This is a genomic window from Streptomyces niveiscabiei, assembly GCF_033794345.1.
Lineage (GTDB): Bacteria > Actinomycetota > Actinomycetes > Streptomycetales > Streptomycetaceae > Streptomyces > Streptomyces niveiscabiei.
The window spans coordinates 116,042-134,270 of record NZ_JARAYJ010000002.1 but is presented as its reverse complement, the minus strand read 5'-3'; the positions used below and the strand labels follow the sequence as shown (position 1 = coordinate 134,270).

The 18,229-nt window shown below is 72.9% G+C and carries 18 protein-coding genes; 13 read left to right on the top strand and 5 right to left on the bottom strand.

The window, feature by feature from the left end:
- Positions 1 to 11 precede the first annotated feature (11 nt).
- Positions 12 to 662, bottom strand: coding sequence for a TetR/AcrR family transcriptional regulator (locus tag PV682_RS02840; protein ID WP_319723587.1), 651 nt, complete (start codon positions 660 to 662; stop codon positions 12 to 14).
- 102 nt (positions 663 to 764) lie between these two features.
- Here PV682_RS02840 and PV682_RS02835 point away from each other — a divergent pair, with 102 nt between their 5' ends.
- A complete protein-coding gene (locus tag PV682_RS02835; RefSeq protein ID WP_319723585.1) occupies positions 765 to 1,814 on the top strand; it encodes an ABC transporter permease in 1,050 nt (349 codons plus the stop codon).
- Positions 1,815 to 2,149: 335 nt separating this feature from the next.
- Here PV682_RS02835 and PV682_RS02830 read toward each other — a convergent pair whose 3' ends face one another.
- Positions 2,150 to 2,428: a type II toxin-antitoxin system Phd/YefM family antitoxin gene (locus PV682_RS02830; protein ID WP_109362316.1), complete on the bottom strand. Its 279-nt coding sequence runs from the start codon at positions 2,426 to 2,428 to the stop codon at positions 2,150 to 2,152.
- Between the two features lie 63 nt (positions 2,429 to 2,491).
- On the opposite strand from PV682_RS02830, the gene PV682_RS02825 reads away from it, so the two are divergent.
- The 3 genes from PV682_RS02825 (at position 2,492) to PV682_RS02815 (ending at position 4,629) form a co-directional block, all read left to right on the top strand.
- Positions 2,492 to 3,124: an ATP-dependent Clp protease proteolytic subunit gene (locus PV682_RS02825; RefSeq protein ID WP_319723581.1), complete on the top strand. Its 633-nt coding sequence runs from the start codon at positions 2,492 to 2,494 to the stop codon at positions 3,122 to 3,124.
- Positions 3,125 to 3,128: 4 nt separating this feature from the next.
- On the top strand, positions 3,129 to 3,434 hold the full coding sequence (locus PV682_RS02820) for a hypothetical protein (RefSeq protein ID WP_319724189.1): 306 nt from the start codon (positions 3,129 to 3,131) through the stop codon (positions 3,432 to 3,434).
- Between the two features lie 721 nt (positions 3,435 to 4,155).
- Positions 4,156 to 4,629: a C40 family peptidase gene (locus PV682_RS02815; RefSeq protein WP_319723579.1), complete on the top strand. Its 474-nt coding sequence runs from the start codon at positions 4,156 to 4,158 to the stop codon at positions 4,627 to 4,629.
- Here PV682_RS02815 and PV682_RS02810 read toward each other — a convergent pair.
- Complete coding sequence (locus tag PV682_RS02810) at positions 4,622 to 5,059, bottom strand: ATP-binding protein (RefSeq protein WP_055720087.1); 438 nt, start codon at positions 5,057 to 5,059, stop codon at positions 4,622 to 4,624. The two genes, PV682_RS02815 and PV682_RS02810, sit on opposite strands and share 8 nt — an antisense overlap.
- A 226-nt stretch (positions 5,060 to 5,285) precedes the next feature.
- Between PV682_RS02810 and PV682_RS02805 the strand changes: the two genes are divergently transcribed.
- Together PV682_RS02805 and PV682_RS02800 are read left to right on the top strand one after the other, a co-directional pair.
- Positions 5,286 to 6,146, top strand: a complete 861-nt coding sequence (locus PV682_RS02805; protein ID WP_319723575.1) for a helix-turn-helix domain-containing protein — start codon at positions 5,286 to 5,288, stop codon at positions 6,144 to 6,146.
- Positions 6,147 to 6,158: 12 nt separating this feature from the next.
- Positions 6,159 to 6,377: a DUF397 domain-containing protein gene (locus tag PV682_RS02800; RefSeq protein ID WP_319723573.1), complete on the top strand. Its 219-nt coding sequence runs from the start codon at positions 6,159 to 6,161 to the stop codon at positions 6,375 to 6,377.
- 30 nt (positions 6,378 to 6,407) lie between these two features.
- On the opposite strand, the gene PV682_RS02795 is transcribed toward PV682_RS02800, so the two are convergent.
- A complete protein-coding gene (locus tag PV682_RS02795; protein WP_319723571.1) occupies positions 6,408 to 7,535 on the bottom strand; it encodes an 8-amino-7-oxononanoate synthase in 1,128 nt (375 codons plus the stop codon).
- 165 nt (positions 7,536 to 7,700) lie between these two features.
- Here PV682_RS02795 and bioB point away from each other — a divergent pair, with 165 nt between their 5' ends.
- Genes bioB through bioD form a run of 3 tightly spaced genes read left to right on the top strand, consistent with a single transcriptional unit; the run spans position 7,701 to position 10,841 of the window.
- Positions 7,701 to 8,858: a biotin synthase BioB gene (gene bioB, locus PV682_RS02790; RefSeq protein WP_319723569.1), complete on the top strand. Its 1,158-nt coding sequence runs from the start codon at positions 7,701 to 7,703 to the stop codon at positions 8,856 to 8,858.
- Entirely contained in the window at positions 8,851 to 10,125 is a 1,275-nt protein-coding gene (locus tag PV682_RS02785; protein WP_319723567.1) for an adenosylmethionine--8-amino-7-oxononanoate transaminase, read from the top strand. The genes bioB and PV682_RS02785 overlap by 8 nt, the downstream gene beginning before the upstream one ends.
- Before the next feature lie 2 nt (positions 10,126 to 10,127).
- Positions 10,128 to 10,841, top strand: coding sequence for a dethiobiotin synthase (bioD, locus tag PV682_RS02780; protein ID WP_319723565.1), 714 nt, complete (start codon positions 10,128 to 10,130; stop codon positions 10,839 to 10,841).
- A gap of 38 nt (positions 10,842 to 10,879) precedes the next feature.
- On the opposite strand, the gene PV682_RS02775 is transcribed toward bioD, so the two are convergent.
- Entirely contained in the window at positions 10,880 to 13,108 is a 2,229-nt protein-coding gene (locus tag PV682_RS02775; RefSeq protein WP_407705594.1) for a helix-turn-helix transcriptional regulator, read from the bottom strand.
- 118 nt (positions 13,109 to 13,226) lie between these two features.
- On the opposite strand from PV682_RS02775, the gene PV682_RS02770 reads away from it, so the two are divergent.
- From PV682_RS02770 to PV682_RS02755, 4 genes are all read left to right on the top strand, one after another.
- Positions 13,227 to 13,913 (top strand): esterase/lipase family protein, encoded by a 687-nt coding sequence (locus tag PV682_RS02770; protein ID WP_319723561.1) that lies wholly within the window; start codon positions 13,227 to 13,229, stop codon positions 13,911 to 13,913.
- Between the two features lie 74 nt (positions 13,914 to 13,987).
- Entirely contained in the window at positions 13,988 to 14,644 is a 657-nt protein-coding gene (locus tag PV682_RS02765; RefSeq protein WP_319723559.1) for a class I SAM-dependent methyltransferase, read from the top strand.
- Between the two features lie 149 nt (positions 14,645 to 14,793).
- Positions 14,794 to 15,621: an ABC transporter ATP-binding protein gene (locus tag PV682_RS02760; protein WP_319723557.1), complete on the top strand. Its 828-nt coding sequence runs from the start codon at positions 14,794 to 14,796 to the stop codon at positions 15,619 to 15,621.
- A gap of 2 nt (positions 15,622 to 15,623) precedes the next feature.
- Positions 15,624 to 18,191 (top strand): ABC transporter permease, encoded by a 2,568-nt coding sequence (locus PV682_RS02755; RefSeq protein WP_319723556.1) that lies wholly within the window; start codon positions 15,624 to 15,626, stop codon positions 18,189 to 18,191.
- Positions 18,192 to 18,229 lie beyond the last annotated feature (38 nt).

The following is an 18,229-nucleotide window of genomic DNA, read 5'->3' as shown; positions in this document are numbered from 1 at the left end:
TTTCAGGGACGTTAACCGAGCCGTGACCCTTCGGGGGCGGGGACGCTCATGCTCATCAGGGCGCGGACGCCGTCGGTGAGGGCCTTCTCCATGTCCTCCGGGGTGGCCCCCAGGACGGCGATCTGCGTCACCAGCCCCTGCGCCATCGCGATCATCGCGCGGGCCAGCGCGTCCGCGTCGGCCTCCTGCGGCATGATCCCGGCGTCCTTGTAGCCGCGGACCACCTCCCGCCACGACCCGAGCACCGTCGCGTACCCCTCCCGCACCTGTGCGGCCAGCTCCGGGTTGCGCAGGACCTCGGTCCACGCCTGCACCAGCAGCCGGGGGAACACCCACTCGCCGTCCTCCGTCCGCCCCGGCCTGGCCTTCGTCATGCTCCTCAGCACCCTCGGCACGAGTTCGTCCGGCAAGGGCGCCAGACTCTCCCCCGCGGCCTCGTCGTACACCTCGATCACCACGCCGAGCACCTCGCCGACGATCGCGCGGATCAGCTCGTCCTTGCCGCTGAAGTAGCGGTAGACGGCTCCCGCCGAGAGGTCCGCCTCCTTCAGCACGTCCTGCATGGACGTGGCGTGGAAGCCGTTGCGGGCGAAGCAGCGCTCGGCCGCGTCGAGGATCTGCCGGCGGCGGGCGTCGAGGTGCGCCTGGGATACACGAGCCATGCCCTCAACCTAAAACGAACGTTCCTTCTTGACAAGGCGCCCACCCCCGGAGCACGGTATGGACAACATAAAACGAACGATCCTTCTTTTTAGGGGGCCGCGATGCGGACAGCACACACCACGGAACGGAAAGCGCCCACCCAGAGCTCACCGGAGGCTCCGCCCACCCCTTCCCCTTCCTCCCCTCCCTCCTCTTCCCCCTCCCGGCGACTCCTCGCCACCCTCGTCCTCGTCCCCCTCGTCGCCGCCCTCGCCCTCTGGGCCTTCGCCTGGCCCGCCACCCGCACGGCCCCGCGCGACCTGCCGCTCGGCGTGGCGGGCCCGAGCGCGGCGGTGACCCAGGTGGAAGGCCGGCTACGGGAGCACAAGGGCGCGTTCGAGCTCCACCGGTACGCCGACGAGGCCGCCGCCCGCGCCGCGATCGAGGACCGGGACGTGTACGGCGCCGTGGTCGTCACCCCGGACGGCATGGAGCTGCTCACCGCGTCCGCCGCGAGCCCGGTCGTCGCGCAGCTGCTCCAGCAGGCGGTGGCCCAGCAGGGCGACGTCAAGATCGTGGACGTGGTCGCCGCCCCGGCGACGGACCCCCGGGGCGCCGCCCTCACCGCGAGCGTGCTGCCGCTGGCGATGGCCGGGATGGCGGCCGGCGCGGCGGTGACGCTGCTGGGCCTCGCGGGCTGGCCGGCGATCGCGGCGCTGCTGGGCTCGGCCGCCCTGGTCGGCGCGGTCGGCGCGGGCATCGCGGACGCCTGGCTCGGCGTCCTCGCCGGCGACTGGTGGGCGGAGGCGGGCACCCTGAGCCTGGCGACCCTCGCGGTGAGCGCGGCGGTGGCCGGGGTCTCCGCGCTGGTCGGGCGCGCGGGGATCGGCCTGGTCTCGGCGGTCGTGATGCTCCTCGGCAACCCCTTCTCCGGCGCCGCCTCGGCCCCCCAGATGCTCCCCGCCCCGGCCGGCACGATCGGCCAGTGGCTCCCGCCGGGCGCCGGCGCGACGCTCCTGCGCTCGGTCTCCTTCTTCGACGGCGCGGCATCCCTGGGCCCGGCCCTCACGCTGACCTGGTGGGCGGCGATCGGCCTGGGCCTGGTCCTGCTGGGCACGGCCCTGAAGAACCGCACGGCGCCCAAGGAGCGGGAGCTGACCGCCGTGCACTGACCGACTCGCCGCGCTCGGACTGCCACGGCGGACAGCGCCGACAGACCGGTCGGCGGCTCCCGCCACCTCACCCCCGCGCGCCCCGCCACCCCAGGCGAGGGCGCGCCCTTCTTCTCCGTAACGCCTCCGCGCGGACGCGCCGCCTCCCACCCGGCCGCCCACGGGCACCACCCACCGACTCACAGCAACCGCACCCACGCCGGTCCACCGCTCCCGCCACCTCACCCCCACGCGCCCCGCCTCCCCAGGCGCGGGCGCGCTTCGTTTCCCGGCGCCACGCAAACGCTCCCCCTCCGGCGAGCACCCCGAAAAGCTCCGAGCCTCCCCGAACCCCTTCACCCCACCGCCGGCCCCCGATGTTCCGCCGCGATTCCGAACCGCTGCCGTTCGCGAGGAGCTGAAGTGACCTCGCGGACCGTCGACACGGCGCTGATCACCGGCTCCTCGACGGGCGCGTCCATCGCGTCGAGCCGTTCCAGATCGGCCGCGGAGACCAGTGCCACCAGGGGTTTTCCGTGTCGCGTGACGACGACGCGCTCGCCGCCGTAGACGACCCGGTTGATCAGGTCGGCGAGTTCAGCCCTGGCTTGCGTCACCGGAATCTCGTAGGCCATGACCCCATTCTAACGTCACGTACGTCCTGTACATTTTTTACAGACGCAGAAGGAGGGTCACCCATGAACCGCCCGACCGCCCATGCCCACGCGCGCCACGTCCTGCCGGAGTTCCACGAACGCACGAGCAACGGCACCCGGACGCTGGACCCGTACTCGAAGCTCCTGGAGGAGCGGATCGTCTTCCTGGGGACGCCGGTGGACGACGTCTCGGCGAACGACGTGATGGCCCAGTTCATGCACCTGGAGTACAAGGACCCGGACCAGGCGATCTCGCTCTACATCAACTCCCCGGGCGGCTCGTTCACGGCGATGGCGGCGGTCTACGACACGATGCGGTACGTCAGCTGCGAGGTGGAGACGATCTGCCTGGGCCAGGCGGGCGCGTCGGCGGCGGTCCTGCTCGCGGCCGGCACCCCGGGCAAGCGGCTGATGCTGCCCGGCGCGCGGGTGGTGATCGGCCAGCCCGAGGCCGGCGAGATCCACGGCCAGGCCAGCGATCTCGCCATCCAGGCCGAGGAGTTGAGCCGTACCCGCGCGCTCCTGGAGGACATGCTCGTACGCCACACGGGCCGCGCCCCGCAGCAGGTGACCGAGGACATCGAGCGGGACCTGGTGCTCGACGCGGACGCGGCGGTGGCGTACGGCATCGTCGACCGGATCGTGTCCAACCGCGAGGCGAGCGGCGGAAGGTGAGGTCCTGATGCTGCCGGAACTCCCCCCGCTCCCGGCGCTGACGCGCGCCGAGGCCGATCTGATCGACCACTATCTGGAGGTCGTGGACCTGCTGGGCCGCATCAACCCGAGCCGGGACGGTGACACCTACCGGGGCCTTCGGGCGGCGCAGGCGCTGGTGGCGAAGGCGGCGGCGCTGCGGGACGCGCTGACGCTGATGCACCAGCGCGGCGAGCACGAGGTCCACGCGGAGACCCTGGCGCGGGCGCTGCGCGTCCTGGACGGCGACCGGCGTACGGCGAGGGTGACGCTGCCGCCACCCCGGAGCTGAGCGAGCTTCTCATACGACAAAATGTGGCAAACACGGCATGGGTGACCCGCTTCGCGCGCGCCTCACGCGCCCTCCCGTGCCCCCTCGACGCACAGAAGCACGCACCCCCGCCGCCCCCTCGCTCCACGCGTGCGTGCCTCCGCCCGCGCTCCCTCGCGGCGACGTACGGGGGCGTCGCGGGGTGCGTGATGACGCATCGCCACCGGGGGGCCGCCGGGTGGCGGACAGTGGCGTAGAACCGTCCCCCGTTCGGCGTAACGAGGTTTCCCCCCGGCGGCCCTCAGCGGTTGCGCAACCTGCGGAGACGGGGTGCGGACCGGGGCATTCCCGCCCTGATCGACGGCTGCGCAGGTGACGGACACGTGGCCACTTCCTGAACTGTTCACCCGAATGGCTCAGTCGTGAGTAAGGCCACAAATCCTCGAATTCGTTGGGTATTCCGGTCACGAGTGAGTCAAGATCCCTGACTGACGACAAGCCCCCGCCACCAGAGGCGGGGCGGTCCGGGTGGACGCCGAGTCCTGCCGCTGCCCGGATGACCGAGTCGACAGGAGTGCATCGGCAGGAGTGGAGGACCCGAGCAGTACGGGTCGCCGGAACGGTCGCGCCACGGCCGTACCGCGCAGCCCTTGGGGTGAAGCCGTGGTGACACGGCCGGGCCAACTTCGCCAGCCCGAATCCGACAGGTCATCCTTCTCAGGCGGTTGACGAAGGGTTGCGCATGACTGCGCTCAATCGTGTCCCGTCGATGATGGTCCGAGCCGGTACGGTCTCGGCCTTCGCACTGGCCGCCGTGGGCGGCTCGGTGGTCGTACCCGGTGCCGCCTCCGGTGCCGAGGCGGCCAGCGTCTCGACGAAGGCGCTCCAGATCGCGGCGTCCAAGAAGGGCGCCCCGTACAAGTACGGCGCCGCCGGACCGAAGCGGTTCGACTGCTCGGGGCTCACGCAGTACGCGTTCAAGAAGGCGGGCAAGTCCCTGCCGCGCACGACCGGTCAGCAGTACAACAAGACCAAGCACATCTCCGCGTCGAAGCGGCAGAAGGGAGACCTGGTCTTCTTCCACTCGGGCTCGAACGTCTACCACGTCGGGATATACGCGGGCGCCAACAAGGTGTGGCACTCGCCGAAGACGGGTGATGTCGTACGGCTCCAGAAGATCTGGACCAAGAGCGTCTGGTACGGCCGGGTCAAGTAGCCGGCCGCGCCGTCGCCGTCCAGGGCAGCTCGCACAGGACCGTCTTGCCGCCCTCCTCGGTGGGCCGCACCCTGAGGCGCCCGCCGCACTCCGCCGCCAGTGAGCGGATGATCACCATCCCCCGGCCGTTGTCCTGCTGGACAGCGGCCGGGAGGCGTTTGGGGAACCTGGGGTGGCTGTCGGTGACGCCGACGCTGACCTGCTCGTCCCGGTCGAGGACGAGGTCGACGGTGAAGGTCGGCGACTGGCCGAGGGTGTGCTGGACGGCGTTGGTGGCGAGTTCGGAGACGATGAGGCGGATGGTCTCGGCGAGGTCCGCGCCGGGCGGCAGGCCCCACTCCGCGAGCGTGCCCGCGGTGAAGGTACGGGCCGCGGCGACCGACACGGGGTCGCTCGGCAGGGTGACGGATGCTTCCAGGTGGTCTGCCATGGCGACGTCGTCCCTTTCCCACGGGACCGGCGTCCGACACGAGGCGGATGGTTCGAGTACGGTCCCGGACTGGTGCTTCACCGTCAGACTGCCATTTCCACGGGCTTGTTGTGCGGCGATCCACCAGGATGTGCATATATCTGTCGCCCGAAGCGGTGAACTCTGCTACGGCAGATCGGATTTGGGCGGCGCGCAAGGAGTAATGGGGAGCAGTGAGGAGAAGGGCATGCAACACGGCCCCGCGGTACGCCGCCGCAAACTGGGCGCGGAACTGCGTGCGTTACGCAATCGGGCCCGGCTCACGAGCGGCGAGGCGGCCCGGCTCGTGGGCTGGCACCAGTCGAAGGTGAGCCGGATCGAGACCGGCACCAGCAGTGCGAAACCGGCCGATGTGGCGCTGCTCCTGGACGCCTACGGGGTGAGCGACGTCCGGCTGCGGGAGCTGATGCTGGTGCTCGCCGGGGACGGCGAGAGCGTCGGGCGGGACCACTGGTGGCACGCCTACCGGGGTGTCCTGCCGCCCACGTACCGGGACTTCATCAGTCTGGAGTCGCAGGCGAGCGCGATGCGCACGCTGGAGACGACGGTGGTCCCGGGGCTCCTCCAGACCCCCGAGTACGCCCGCGCGGTGACCCGCTCGGCCCTGGAGGGCGTGGACGAGGAGCAGTTGGACGCGCTGGTTGAGGTGCGGCTGGCCCGCCAGGACGTGCTGCACGGGGATCCGCCGCTGCTGCTGAGCGCCGTCCTCGACGAGGCGGTGCTGCGCCGTCAGGTGGGCGGGCCCGAGGTGATGGCGGCGCAACTGGAACGGTTGCTGGAGGCCGCGAAACTCCCCCAAGTGACGCTCCAGGTACTGCCGTTCTCGGCGGGAGCGCATATCGGGGTAACCGGGCCTTTCGTAGTCTTCTCGTTCTCGAGCGTTTCCGATCTGGATGTGGTCGTTCTCGACCACTTGACGAGTAGTCATCACCTTGAGGGGAAGGAAGACCTCCGGGCCTACTCGGAGGCTTTCACCAAGCTTCAGATCCATGCTCTTTCACCCGAGGACTCATTGGATTTCATCGCCGCGACAGGTGACGGCGCGTAAGGAGGCACCCCCATGTCAGCACTGCCTCGGAACGTTCCTTCCGCAAGCGCACTGCACATCGCACCGCACGAGGTGCGGTGGCTGCGCAGCAGCTACAGCACCGGAGCCAACAACTGCGTGGAGACAGCCCCGTACTCGGGTCTCCTCGCCGTCCGCGACTCCAAGTCCCCCACCGGACCCGCGCTGCTCTTCACCCCGGGGAGCTGGGCGGAGTTCGCCTCAGCCCTCTGAGACACCCCCAGCACGGCCGTGTCCGCCGACTCATGGTCGTGTCGCGTCGATCACCCGCACCGCGCGGTCCAGCTCGACCCCGGAGAGGTCCGCGCGGGCGGTCAGCCGCAGCCGTGAGACACCGTCGGGCACGGAAGGGGGGCGGAAGCAGCCCACCGCGAGCCCCGCCGTCCGGCAGTCCGCCGCCCAGCGGACGGCCGCCTCGGGCGACGGGGCGCGCACGGAGACGACCGCGGCGTCGGGACGTACCGCGTCCAGGCCCGCGGCCGTCAGCCGGTCGTGCAGCTCGCCCGCGACCTCGCGGGCCCGCCGCGCCCGCTCGGGTTCCCGCCGCAGCAGCCCGAGGGCCGCGAGGGCGGCTCCGGCCGCCGCCGGGGCGAGCCCCGTGTCGAAGATGAACGTGCGGGCCGCGTTGACGAGATGGTCGATCACCTTCGCCGGTCCCAGCACCGCGCCGCCCTGGCTGCCGAGCGACTTCGACAGGGTGACGGTGACGACGACGTCGTCGGCCCCCGCGAGCCCGGCCGCGTACGGCGCGCCGCGCCCGCCGTCGCCGATCACGCCGAGGCCGTGCGCGTCGTCCACGACCAGCCCGGCGCCCGCTTCCCGGCAGGCCGCCGCGAGCCGGGTGAGGGGGGCCGCGTCGCCGTCCACGGAGAAGACCGTGTCGGAGACGACGATCGCCTCGCCGTCGTACGTGCGCAGGGTCTTGCGCACCGCCTCCGGGTCGGCGTGGCCGGTGACCTGGACCGTGCCGCGGGCCAGGCGGCAGCCGTCGATGAGGGAGGCGTGGTTGCCCGCGTCGGAGAGGACGAGGGTGCCCTCGGGGGCGAGGGCGGTGACGGCGGCGAGGTTCGCGGCGTAGCCGGAGGAGAACACGAGGGCCGCCTCGGCGCCGCAGAAGTCGGCCAGTTCGCGTTCGAGTTCGGCGTGCAGCTCGGTCGTGCCGGTGACGAGGCGGGAGCCGGTGGCGCCGCCGCCCCAGGTCCTGGCCGCCCGCGCCGCGCCCTCGGTGACCTCGGGGTGGCGGGCCAGGCCCAGGTAGTCGTTGCTCGCGAGGTCGAGCAGGGGGCTGTCGGCGGGGCGGGGACGCAGGGTGCGGACGAGTCCGGCGCGGCGGCGCGCCTGCGCGTGGTCGTCGATCCAGCCGAACGCCATGGCTCCTCCGGGGCTTGTGCGGGTACCGGCGCTTTGTAGACAGCGAACAGACCCTAGCGGGCCGACAAGCCGCCCACTGTGTGGCAATACCCACACGTCAAGCGGGGTCTGTTGTACGGTCCCCACCTTGGCCCGGGGCCGTCCGGTAGGACAGGATCGGCTCCCATGGACCTGCTGACGACGCTGGTGGACAAGGGGCTTCGGCGCGAGCCGCCGACCCGCGAGGAAGCGCTGGCCGTGCTGCGCACCTCGGACGACGACGTGCTGGACGTGGTGGCCGCGGCCGGGAAGGTGCGCCGGCACTGGTTCGGGCGCCGGGTGAAGCTGAACTACCTGATCAACCTCAAGTCGGGCCTGTGCCCCGAGGACTGCTCGTACTGCTCCCAGCGCCTCGGTTCGACGACCGGCATCCTCAAGTACACGTGGATCAAGCCGGACGAGGCGTCCCGTACGGCCGCCGCCGGGATCTCCGGGGGCGCCAAGCGGGTCTGCCTGGTCGCGTCCGGGCGCGGTCCGACGGACCGGGACGTCGACCGGGTCTCCGAGACCATCAAGGCGATCAAGGACGGGAACGAGGGCGTCGAGGTCTGCGCCTGCCTCGGCCTGCTCACCGACGGTCAGGCGGAGCGGCTGCGCGAGGCCGGTGCCGACGCGTACAACCACAACCTCAACACGTCCGAGTCGACGTACGGCGAGATCACGACGACCCACACGTACGCGGACCGCGTCGACACGGTCGGCAAGGCGCACGCGGCCGGGCTCTCCGCCTGCTCCGGGCTCATCGCGGGCATGGGCGAGAGCGACGAGGACCTCGTCGACGTCGTCTTCTCGCTGCGCGCGCTCGACCCGGACTCGGTGCCGGTCAACTTCCTGATCCCCGTCGAGGGGACGCCGCTGGCGAAGGAGTGGCACCTCAGCCCCCAGCACTGTCTGCGGATCCTCTCGATGGTGCGGTTCGTGTGTCCTGACATCGAGGTGCGGATCGCGGGCGGGCGGGAGGTCCATCTGCGGTCGATGCAGCCGGTGGCGCTGCACGTCGCCAACTCGATCTTCCTCGGGGACTACCTCACCACCGAGGGGCAGACCGGACAGGCGGACCTGGACATGATCGCGGACGCCGGGTTCGAGGTGGAGGGCGCGGATCAGGTGACGTTGCCGCGGCACCGGGTGGACGCGGCGGGCTGCGGGTCCGGCTGCGGTGAGAGCGGGGTGTGCGGTACGTCCGACTCCGCGCCGTCGGTGGCCGCGTCCGGCGAGCCCCGTACGGACCTCGTCGCGGTCCGTCGTCGCGGTGTCGGAACGGATCTCGCGCCGAATGCCTGACGTATCCGAGCTGTTGGAGCTGGACCGGCGGCACGTCTGGCATCCGTACGGTCCGATGCCGGGTGCCGTCGAACCGCTCGTCGTCGAGGCGGCGAGCGGGGTCCGGCTCCGACTCGCGGACGGCCGGGGCGAGTTGGTGGACGGCATGTCCTCGTGGTGGTCGGCGATCCACGGCTACCGGCACCCGGCGCTGGACGAGGCCGCGCGCGAGCAGCTCGGCCGCATGAGCCACGTGATGTTCGGCGGCCTCACCCACGAACCGGCCGTCCTGCTCGCGAAGTCGCTCGTCGACATCACCCCCGAGGGCCTGGAGCACGTGTTCCTCGCGGACTCGGGCTCGGTGTCGGTCGAGGTCGCGGTCAAGATGTGCCTCCAGTACTGGCGTTCGCTGGGCCGCCCGGCCAAGCAGCGCCTGCTGACCTGGCGCGGCGGCTACCACGGCGACACCTGGCACCCGATGTCCGTGTGCGACCCCGAAGGGGGCATGCACGAGCTGTGGTCGGGCGTCCTGCCCCGCCAACTCTTCGTGGGCGCGCCCCCGTCGGAGTTCGACGAGGGGTACGCCGATGAGCTGCGCGCGGCCATCGCGCGCCACGCGGACGAGCTGGCCGCCGTCATCGTGGAACCCGTCGTGCAGGGGGCGGGCGGGATGCGGTTCCACTCCCCCGCGTATCTGCGCGTGCTGCGCGAGGCGTGCGACGAGCACGGCGTGCTGCTCGTGTTCGACGAGATCGCGACCGGGTTCGGCCGTACGGGTGCGCTGTTCGCGGCGGACCACGCGGCGGTGACGCCGGACGTGATGTGCCTCGGCAAGGCGCTGACCGGCGGGTACCTGACGCTCGCGGCGACGCTGTGCACGGCGCGGGTGGCCGAGGGGATCTCGCGCGGCGAGGTCCCGGTGCTGGCCCACGGGCCGACGTTCATGGGCAATCCGCTCGCCGCCGCCGTCGCCCGCGCCTCGATCGAGCTGCTGCTCGGGCAGGACTGGGCGGCCGAAGTGAAGCGGATCGAGACGGGGTTGACGGAGGGGCTCGCAACAGCCGCTTCGCTGCCGGGAGTTCGGGACGTCCGGGTGCTCGGGGCCATCGGGGTCGTCCAGTTGGACCACCCCGTCGACATGGCGGCGGCCACGGCGGCGGCCGTCCGCGGGGGCGTGTGGCTGCGGCCGTTCCGCGACCTCGTGTACACGATGCCGCCGTACGTCACCGGCGACGACGACGTCGCCCGGATCGCGCGCGCGGTGTGCGCCGCCGCGCGGGAGGGATGAGCATGGCGGTCCTGGTCGTCACGGGGACGGGCACGGAGGTCGGAAAGACCGCTGTCACTGCGGCGGTTGCCGCCACCGCGGTCGCGGCGGGGCGTTCGGTCGCCGTGCTGAAGGCCGCGCAGACCGGGGTGGGGCCCGGGGAGTTGGGGGACGCGGCCGAGGTCGCCCGGCTCGCCGGGGCGGTCACCGTCGCCGAGTGCGCCCGCTATCCCGAGCCGCTCGCTCCGGCAACCGCCGCTCGGCGGGCTGGACTTGCTCCGGTGCGGCCTCACGATGTCGTCGAGCGGGCGCAGAAGCTGGCGGTGGACCACGACTTGGTGCTCGTCGAGGGTGCCGGGGGGCTGCTCGTGCGGTTCGACGGGGAGGGGGGCAACCTCGCGGACGTCGCCGCGCTGCTGGGGGCGCCGGTGCTGCTGGTCGCCTCGGCGGGGCTCGGGACGCTGAACACGACCGAGCTGACGGCCCGTGAACTCCGGTCCCGGGAGGTGGAGTTGCTCGGGGTCGTGATCGGGAGCTGGCCTCGGGTGCCGGATCTGGCGATGCGGTGCAATGTGGAGGATCTGCCGGTGGTGTCGGGGGCGCCGCTGCTGGGGGTGCTGCCGGAGGGGGTGGGGGTGCTGTCGCCGGGCGAGTTCCGTGCGCGGGCGGGGAGTTGGCTGGCGGGGCGGCTGGACGGGGTGTGGGACGCGGGGGAGTTCCGGGCGGGGTTGTCATGAGTCGAGGGAGTCGGGTTGTGGACCCGACTCCCTTTCCTCTACGGCGACTCCGCCAGGATGCGGACCAGTTCGATCCGTGACCTGATCCCCAGCCGGTTGAAGACTCCCCTCAGGTGGTGGTCGATCGTGCGCGGGCTCAGTGCGAGCCGTCCGGCGATCTCCCGGTTCGTCGCGCCGTCGGCGGCCATCCGGGCGACCAGCAACTGCTGGGCCGTGAGCGCGTCGACGGGGCTGGTGGACGCGCGTAGCGGTGCGGCCGGTGCGCCCAGGGCGCGCAGTTCGGCGCGCGCGAGGTCCGCGCAGTGGGGTGAGCCGAAGGAGGTGAACGCCTCAAGTGCGCTGTGGAGGCGGTCCCTTGCCTCGGTGCGGCGGCGCAGGCGGCGCAGCGCGCTGCCGAACAGCAGCTCCGTGCGGGCCCGTTCGAAGTCGCGGGTGCCGTCCGCGTGCAGGTCGAGGGCGGCGCGGTAGTGGTCGACGGCCTCGGCGCCGGGGGTGAGCAGAGCCCGGCAGCGGGCGCTCAGGGCGAGGTCGTCGGGGCTGCGGACGGCTCGCGCCCAGCGGTCGTAGTCGGCGTGCGCGGCCTCGGCGACGCGGGTGTCGCCGGTGCGGACGGCGGCCTCGACGTACGCGGGGGTCGCGAGGTGCCGGATGGCGCGGTGGCCGTGGCCCGGGCCGAACCCGGCGAGGGCGCGCAGCCGCGCGGCGGCGGCGTCGAACCGGCCGGTGCCGAGGTCGAGGACGGCGAGCGCCCATTGCGCGAGGGCGGCCGGGAGGCCGAGGCCGTGCGCGAGGGCGTGTTCGCGTGCGGCGGCGGCCCGTTGCCGGCACAGGTCGGCGTCCCCGGTGAGCGCCGCGAACATCGCGAGCGCCGCCTGGAGGTGGCATGCCGCGTTGTCCTGGCCCGTCGTGTACGCCTCCCGCAGGGCCTCAAGCGCCGCCGCCTCCGCCGCGCGGGGGCGTCCGGTCCAGAAGTCGGCGTACACCTGGAACTCCCGCGCCTGCACGGCCGTTCCGGCGGCGCCGCGCGCCCGTGCCGACTCGGCCGCCCTGAGGGTCGCGGTGGCCGCGCGCGTGTGGTCGCCGAGCAGCAGCGCGGCGATGCCGGCGTGCACGAGGAGGGTGGGGTCGCCGCCGGGTCCGCAGTGGCCCGCGGCGGCTTCGAGGAGGTCGCGGGCGTCGCGGTAGCGGCCGTCCACCGCCGCCGCGAGGCCGGGGAGGACGCCGGGCGGGGTGATGCCGGTGCGGCGGGTGAGGGCGAGGGCTTCCCGGCAGCGGCGGAGGTCGCCGGTGTAGATGGCGGCTTCGGTGGCTCGGGCGAGGAGGTGGGGGGTGTCGGTGAGGTCGGGGGCGGGGTGGGGGGTGTCTCTGAGATGGCGAAACGTTCCGCCCCTCTCGTCCTCCTTCACCCCCACCCCGTTCCCGCTCGCCACCCCCGCCAGCACCGCGTCGAACGCCTCGCCCGCGTTGCCCGCGCGCAGCGCCAGCACCCCCGAGAGGGCGTCGGCGTCGGTGCGTACGGCGAGGAGGCGGGCGTGGTCGCCGTCGCCCGCCTCCCAGGCGTCGGCCGCCGCGCGCGCGAGGAGGCGGGTGCGGACGGCGGGGTCGGGGGCGAGGGTCGCGGCACGTTCCGTGAGGGCGCGGGCGAGGGCGGGGGCGCCCGCCGCGCGCGCGTGGGTGGCCGCCGAGGCGAGTTCCCCCGCGAGCCGCCCGCTGGGTCCGAGGGCGCCCGCGCCCCGGTGCCAGGCGCGGTACGGGGCCTCGGCGGCGCCGTTCAGCACGCGCGCGAGGAGGCGGTGGGCGTCGCGGCGGTCCGTGGGGGTCGCCGTCTCGTACGCGGCGACGCGGATCCAGTGGTCGCGGAAGGCGACGCCGTCGGGGGTGGTGCAGGCGAGGCCCGCGGTCTCGGCGGCGTCCAGGGGGCGCGCGTCGAGGCCGGCTGCGGCCACCGCGCGCAGGAAGGCGCGGGTGGGGACGGGGTGCTGGTCGGCGGCGGCGAGCAGGAGCAGGCGGCGCGTGTCCTCGGGGAGCGCGTGGATCTCGCGTCTTCGCGCGCGCAGGAGGTCGGGGGCGAGCGCGGCGGGTTCGGAGGGCAGGGGGTCGAGGCCGGCCGCCTGCCGTGCGGTCAGGCGCGCCGCGATCTCGGCGGCGGCGCGGGGGTCGCCGTACGCGCGCACGCGTACCCGCGCCCGGACGCCTTCGGTGGGGGTGAAGGCGGGGCGGGGCGGTGGCGAAGTGCGGTCGAGCGTGGGGGGAGTCACCGGAGTCACCACACGATTCACGTTACTGGCGGGTTACTTGAGCCGTAAAGACCGGCGACTTCACCGATGCGGCGCGCGCGGACGCCACCGGACACTCCTGGCGACCCCACCCGTACCAGGAGGCATCATGCAGCGCCCCATGCGTCGCATCGCCGCGGCCGTCTCGGCCGTGTTCGCTTCGCTCCTCGTGTCGCTCTCCCTGTCCGTTCCGGCCGCCCACGCGGCGACGCACAACCCGGTCGTCTTCGTGCACGGTCTCAGCAGTGACGCCGGCAGCTGGGACGACTGGATCGCGGACTTCAAGGCGGACGGCTACACCGCGTCCGAGCTGAACGCGTGGTCGTACAGCTGGACGCAGTCGAACGTCACGACCGCGCAGCAGCTGGCCACGGAGGTCCGCGACGTCCTCGCCCGCACGGGCGCTTCGAAGGTCGACATCGTCGCTCATTCCATGGGTGTGCTCAGCGCGCGTTACTACCTGAAGAACCTCGGTGGAACGGCCTATGTCGACGACTTCGTGTCGACGGCGGGCGTCAACCACGGGACGACGACGGCGGGCTGGTGCGCGTGGCTGTACACGTCGTGCTCGGAGATGAACACCGGGAGCTCGTTCCTGACGTCCCTGAACTCGGGTGACGAGACGCCGGGCAGCGTGTCGTACGCGAGCTACTGGTCGAACTGCGACGACGCGCTCACGCCGGACACGACGGCGATCCTGAGCGGGGCGACCAACGTCGAGGTCGGGTGTGTCTCGCACAACGAGATGAACAACGACTACGGCGTCTACCAGCAGGTTCGCAACTTCATCGGCTGAGGCTCGTTTCCGAGGGGGTGCGCGGCGCCCGCGCGGGGGACAATCGCGGCAGAGCCCGCGGGCAGGAGGTCCCCATGCCGACGCGCACCCCCAAGGACGCCGTCCGACACCCGGTCTTCGCGCGTTTCTACACGCGCTTCAGCGTCGCGGCCGAGCCGTCCGTCGGCCCGCTGCGCACCGAGCTGCTCGCGGGGCTCTCGGGGCGGGTGATCGAGATCGGCGCCGGGAACGGGCTGAACTTCGCGCACTATCCGGCGGGCGTCTCCGAGGTCGTCGCCCTCGAACCGGAGCGGCTCCTGCGGCAGTCCGCGCGGGTGGCGGCGCTGCGGGCCGAGGTGCCGATCGACGTCGTGCCGGGGGTCGCGGAGGCGCTGCCCGTCAAGAGCGAGGCGTTCGACGCGGCCGTCCTGTCGCTGACGCTGTGCAGCGTGCGGGACGTGGAGCGGGCGCTGCGGGAGGTACGGCGGGTGCTGCGGCCCGGGGGTGAGCTGCGGTTCTTCGAGCACGGGCGGGGTGGGGGCGCGGTGATGCGGAGGGTGCAGCGGGGGCTGGACCGGACGGTGTGGCCGGTGCTGTTCGGGGGGTGCCATCTGAGCCGGGATCCGGTGGGGGCGATCGTGGAGGCGGGGTTCGAGCTCGGGGAGTTCCGGCGGTTGCTGGTGCCGCCGAAGGGGTTGGTGACGCCGGCTTCGTACTGCGTCCTGGGGACGGCCCGGCGTCCTGCCGGCTGAGGTGGTTCTCCAGGGCCTGGGGTCTCCGTCCGGGGGCGGTCTCCACCCGTGGGTGGAGAGGGAGTTGGGGACTTGAGAGGGATACCGTCCGCCCGGTCGGCGACCCTACGCTCGAAGCCACGAGGGAGGCACCGAGCGAGGAGGCCGCATTGTCCGCATCCGCCGTGCAGCAGGACCCCGGGGTCGCCCAGGTCGCGGCCCGGGCGCGGGGCCTGACGAAGGCGTACGGCTCCGGCGAGACCGCCGTCCTGGCGCTGGCCGGGGTGGACGTGGACATCGCGCGGGGCAGGTTCACGGCGGTGATGGGCCCCTCGGGGTCGGGCAAGTCGACGCTGATGCACTGCCTGGCCGGTCTGGACACGGTCTCGGCGGGCCGCGTCTGGCTGGGCGACACGGAGATCACGGCCCTGGGCGACCGCGAGCTGACCCGTCTGCGGCGCGACCGGATCGGCTTCATGTTCCAGTCGTTCAACCTGATCCCGACGCTGACGGCGGCGGAGAACATCACGCTCCCGATGGACATCGCGGGCCACAAGCCGGACCAGAAGTGGCTGGCCGAGATCATCGGCACCCTGGGCCTGCGCGACCGCCTCAAGCACCGCCCCGCCCAGCTCTCCGGCGGCCAGCAGCAGCGCGTCGCCTGCGCCCGCGCCCTGGTCTCCCGCCCCGACCTGGTCTTCGCCGACGAACCCACCGGCAACCTCGACTCCCGCGCGGGCCTGGAGGTCCTCGCGATCCTCCGCCAGGCGGTGGACTCCCTCGGCCAGACGGTCGTGATGGTCACCCACGACCCGACCGCCGCCGCCCACTCCGACCTGGTCCTGTTCCTGGCGGACGGCCGCATCGTGGAGGACATGGAACGGCCCACGGCGGAAGGGGTGCTGGAGCGGCTGCGCCTGTTCGCGGGCGGGGGCGGGGGCGGTTCGGCACCGGAAGCGGCTGACCTGGCCGAGGCGGACGCCGGGGAGGAGGACTGACCATGCTCAAGGCCACCCTCCGCAGCTTCCTCGCCCACAAGGGCCGGCTCCTGCTGTCCGCCCTGGCCGTCGTCCTGTCGGTCGCGTTCGTGGCGGGCAGCCTGATCTTCTCGGACACCGTGACGCGGACGTTCGACCGCCTGTTCGCGTCCACCTCGGCGGACGTGACCGTGGCACCGAGGGACGACCTCACCTCGGCGGTCCCGACCGGCGCCGTCCAGACCCTCCCCGCCGCCCTCGCGAAGCGTCTAGCGGCGGTGCCCGGCGTGGCGGACACCCACGTGGAGGTGAACGTCGGGAACGCGACGGTCGTCGACGCGGACAACGCCCCGGTGGGCCCGACGACCGGCGCCCCCACCCTCGCCCTGGACTGGCACCTCACCGACCGCAGCCCGGTGGAACTGACCTCGGGCAGGCCCCCGCGCGGCGCAGGGGAAGCCCTGCTGGACGCGGACACGGCCGACAAGAAGGACGTACGGATCGGCGACCGGCTGACGGTGCTGGCGCAGCCGGGCACGTTCAGGGTCACCGTCGTGGGGATCGTCACCTTCACGACCACCAACCCCGGCGCGGCGCTCCTCTTCCTGGACCCGGAGGTCGCGGCCACGCAACTGCTGGGCTCGGCGGACCGGGCGACGGCGATCGAGCTGCGGGCGGCGCCGGGCGTGTCGGACGAGGCCCTCAAGGCACGCGTGGCGGGCGCCCTCGGCGCGGGCCCGTACGACGTGAAGACGGCCGGCGAGCAGGCGAAGTCCTCGGCGGAGCAGCTGGGCGGGTTCCTGGACGTGATCAAGTACGTGATGCTGGGCTTCGCGGGGATCGCGGTGCTGGTGGGCGTGTTCCTGATCGTCAACACGTTCTCGATGCTGATCGCCCAGCGCACCAGGGAGCTGGGCCTGCTGAGGGCGCTGGGCGCGGACCGCCGCCAGGTGCGCCGCTCGGTCCTGACGGAAGCCGTCCTGCTGGGCCTCACCGGCTCCACCCTGGGCCTCGCGGCGGGCATCGGCCTGGCGGTGGGCCTGATCAAGCTGATGTCGGTGTTCGGGATGAACCTGAAGACGACGGAGATGGTGATCGGCTGGCCGACGCCGGTGGCGGCGTACGCGGTGGGCGTGGGTGTCACGTTCGTCGCCGCGTACCTGCCCGCGCGCCGGGCGGCGGCCGTCTCCCCGATGGCGGCGCTCGCGGACGCGGAGGTCGCCGGCGTGGGCCGCCCCCTGCGGGTACGGGCGATCGTGGGCGCGGCCTTGGCCGCACTCGGCGCGGCGGCGCTGGCGGGCTGCGCGGCGGCGACGGAAACGGCGTCGGCGGCGTCGCTCCTGGGCCTGGGCGTCGTCCTCACCCTGCTGGCGACGGTCGTGGCGGGCCCCCTGCTGGTCCGCCCGGTGATCAGGGTCCTGGGCGGCGCGTTCCCGGCCCTGTTCGGCTCGGTGGGCCGGATGAGCCAGCGCAACGCCCTGCGCAACCCGCGCCGGACGGGCGCGACGGCGTCCGCGCTGATGGTGGGGCTCGCGCTGGTCGGCGGGATGTCGGTGGCGAGCGCGTCGATGTCGGCGTCGTTCGACCGGCAGATCGACAGGACGCTCGGCGCGGACTTCGTCGTCCAGAACGGCAACTTCACCCCGTTCTCGAAGGAGGTCACCGACCGGATCAGGGCGACCGAGGGCGTCGGTCTCGCGGTCCGCGCCCGCTTCGCGCCGCTCGCGGTCCGCCTCCCGGACGGCAGGCGCGTCGAGACGACGGCCGCGGGCTACGACCCCCGGCTCGACGAGGTCGCGCACATCACGTACACGCAGGGCGACACGGCGGCGGCCCTGGCGGCCGGGCACGTGGCGATGGACGTGGACTTCGCGCGCGAGCACGGCGTACGGATCGGCAGCGTCCTGCCGACGGAGTTCCCGGGCGGGCAACGCACGGAGCTGACGGTCGGCGCGCTCACCGACCAGGACGCAGCGGAGGGCTTCGGCGCGCAGGGCGGGCTGTTCCTGGGGCTCGCGACGGTCGAGCGGTTCGTGCCGGGCGGCCAGGAGTCGGCGGTGTACGTGGACGCGGCGCCGGGGACGGGCGCGGACGCGCTGCGCGGGGCGCTGGAGCGGACGCTGGACCCGTACCCGCAGGTCCAGGTCCGTGACCAGGCCGACTACAAGAAGCTGGTGCACGACCAGATCGCGGTGCTGCTCTACCTGGTGTACGCGCTGCTGGGCCTGGCGATCGTCATCGCGGTGCTCGGCGTCGTCAACACGCTCGCGCTGTCGGTGGTCGAACGGACCCGGGAGATCGGCCTGTTGCGGGCGATCGGGCTGGCCCGGCGGCAGTTGCGGCGGATGATCCGGCTGGAGTCGGTGGTGATCGCGGTGTTCGGCGCGGTCCTGGGCCTCGCGCTGGGGATGGTGTGGGGGGTGTGCATCCAGCAGGTGCTGGCGTTGCAGGGGATGACGGTACTGGCGATCCCGTGGGGGACGGTCGTCGCGGTGGTGGTCGGCTCGGCGGTGGTCGGGGTGGTGGCGGCGCTGCTGCCGGCGCTGCGGGCGTCGCGGATGAACGTACTGGCGGCGATCGCGCACGAATGATGGGATACACGCGAGCGTTAAATGACAAGTCACTTTCG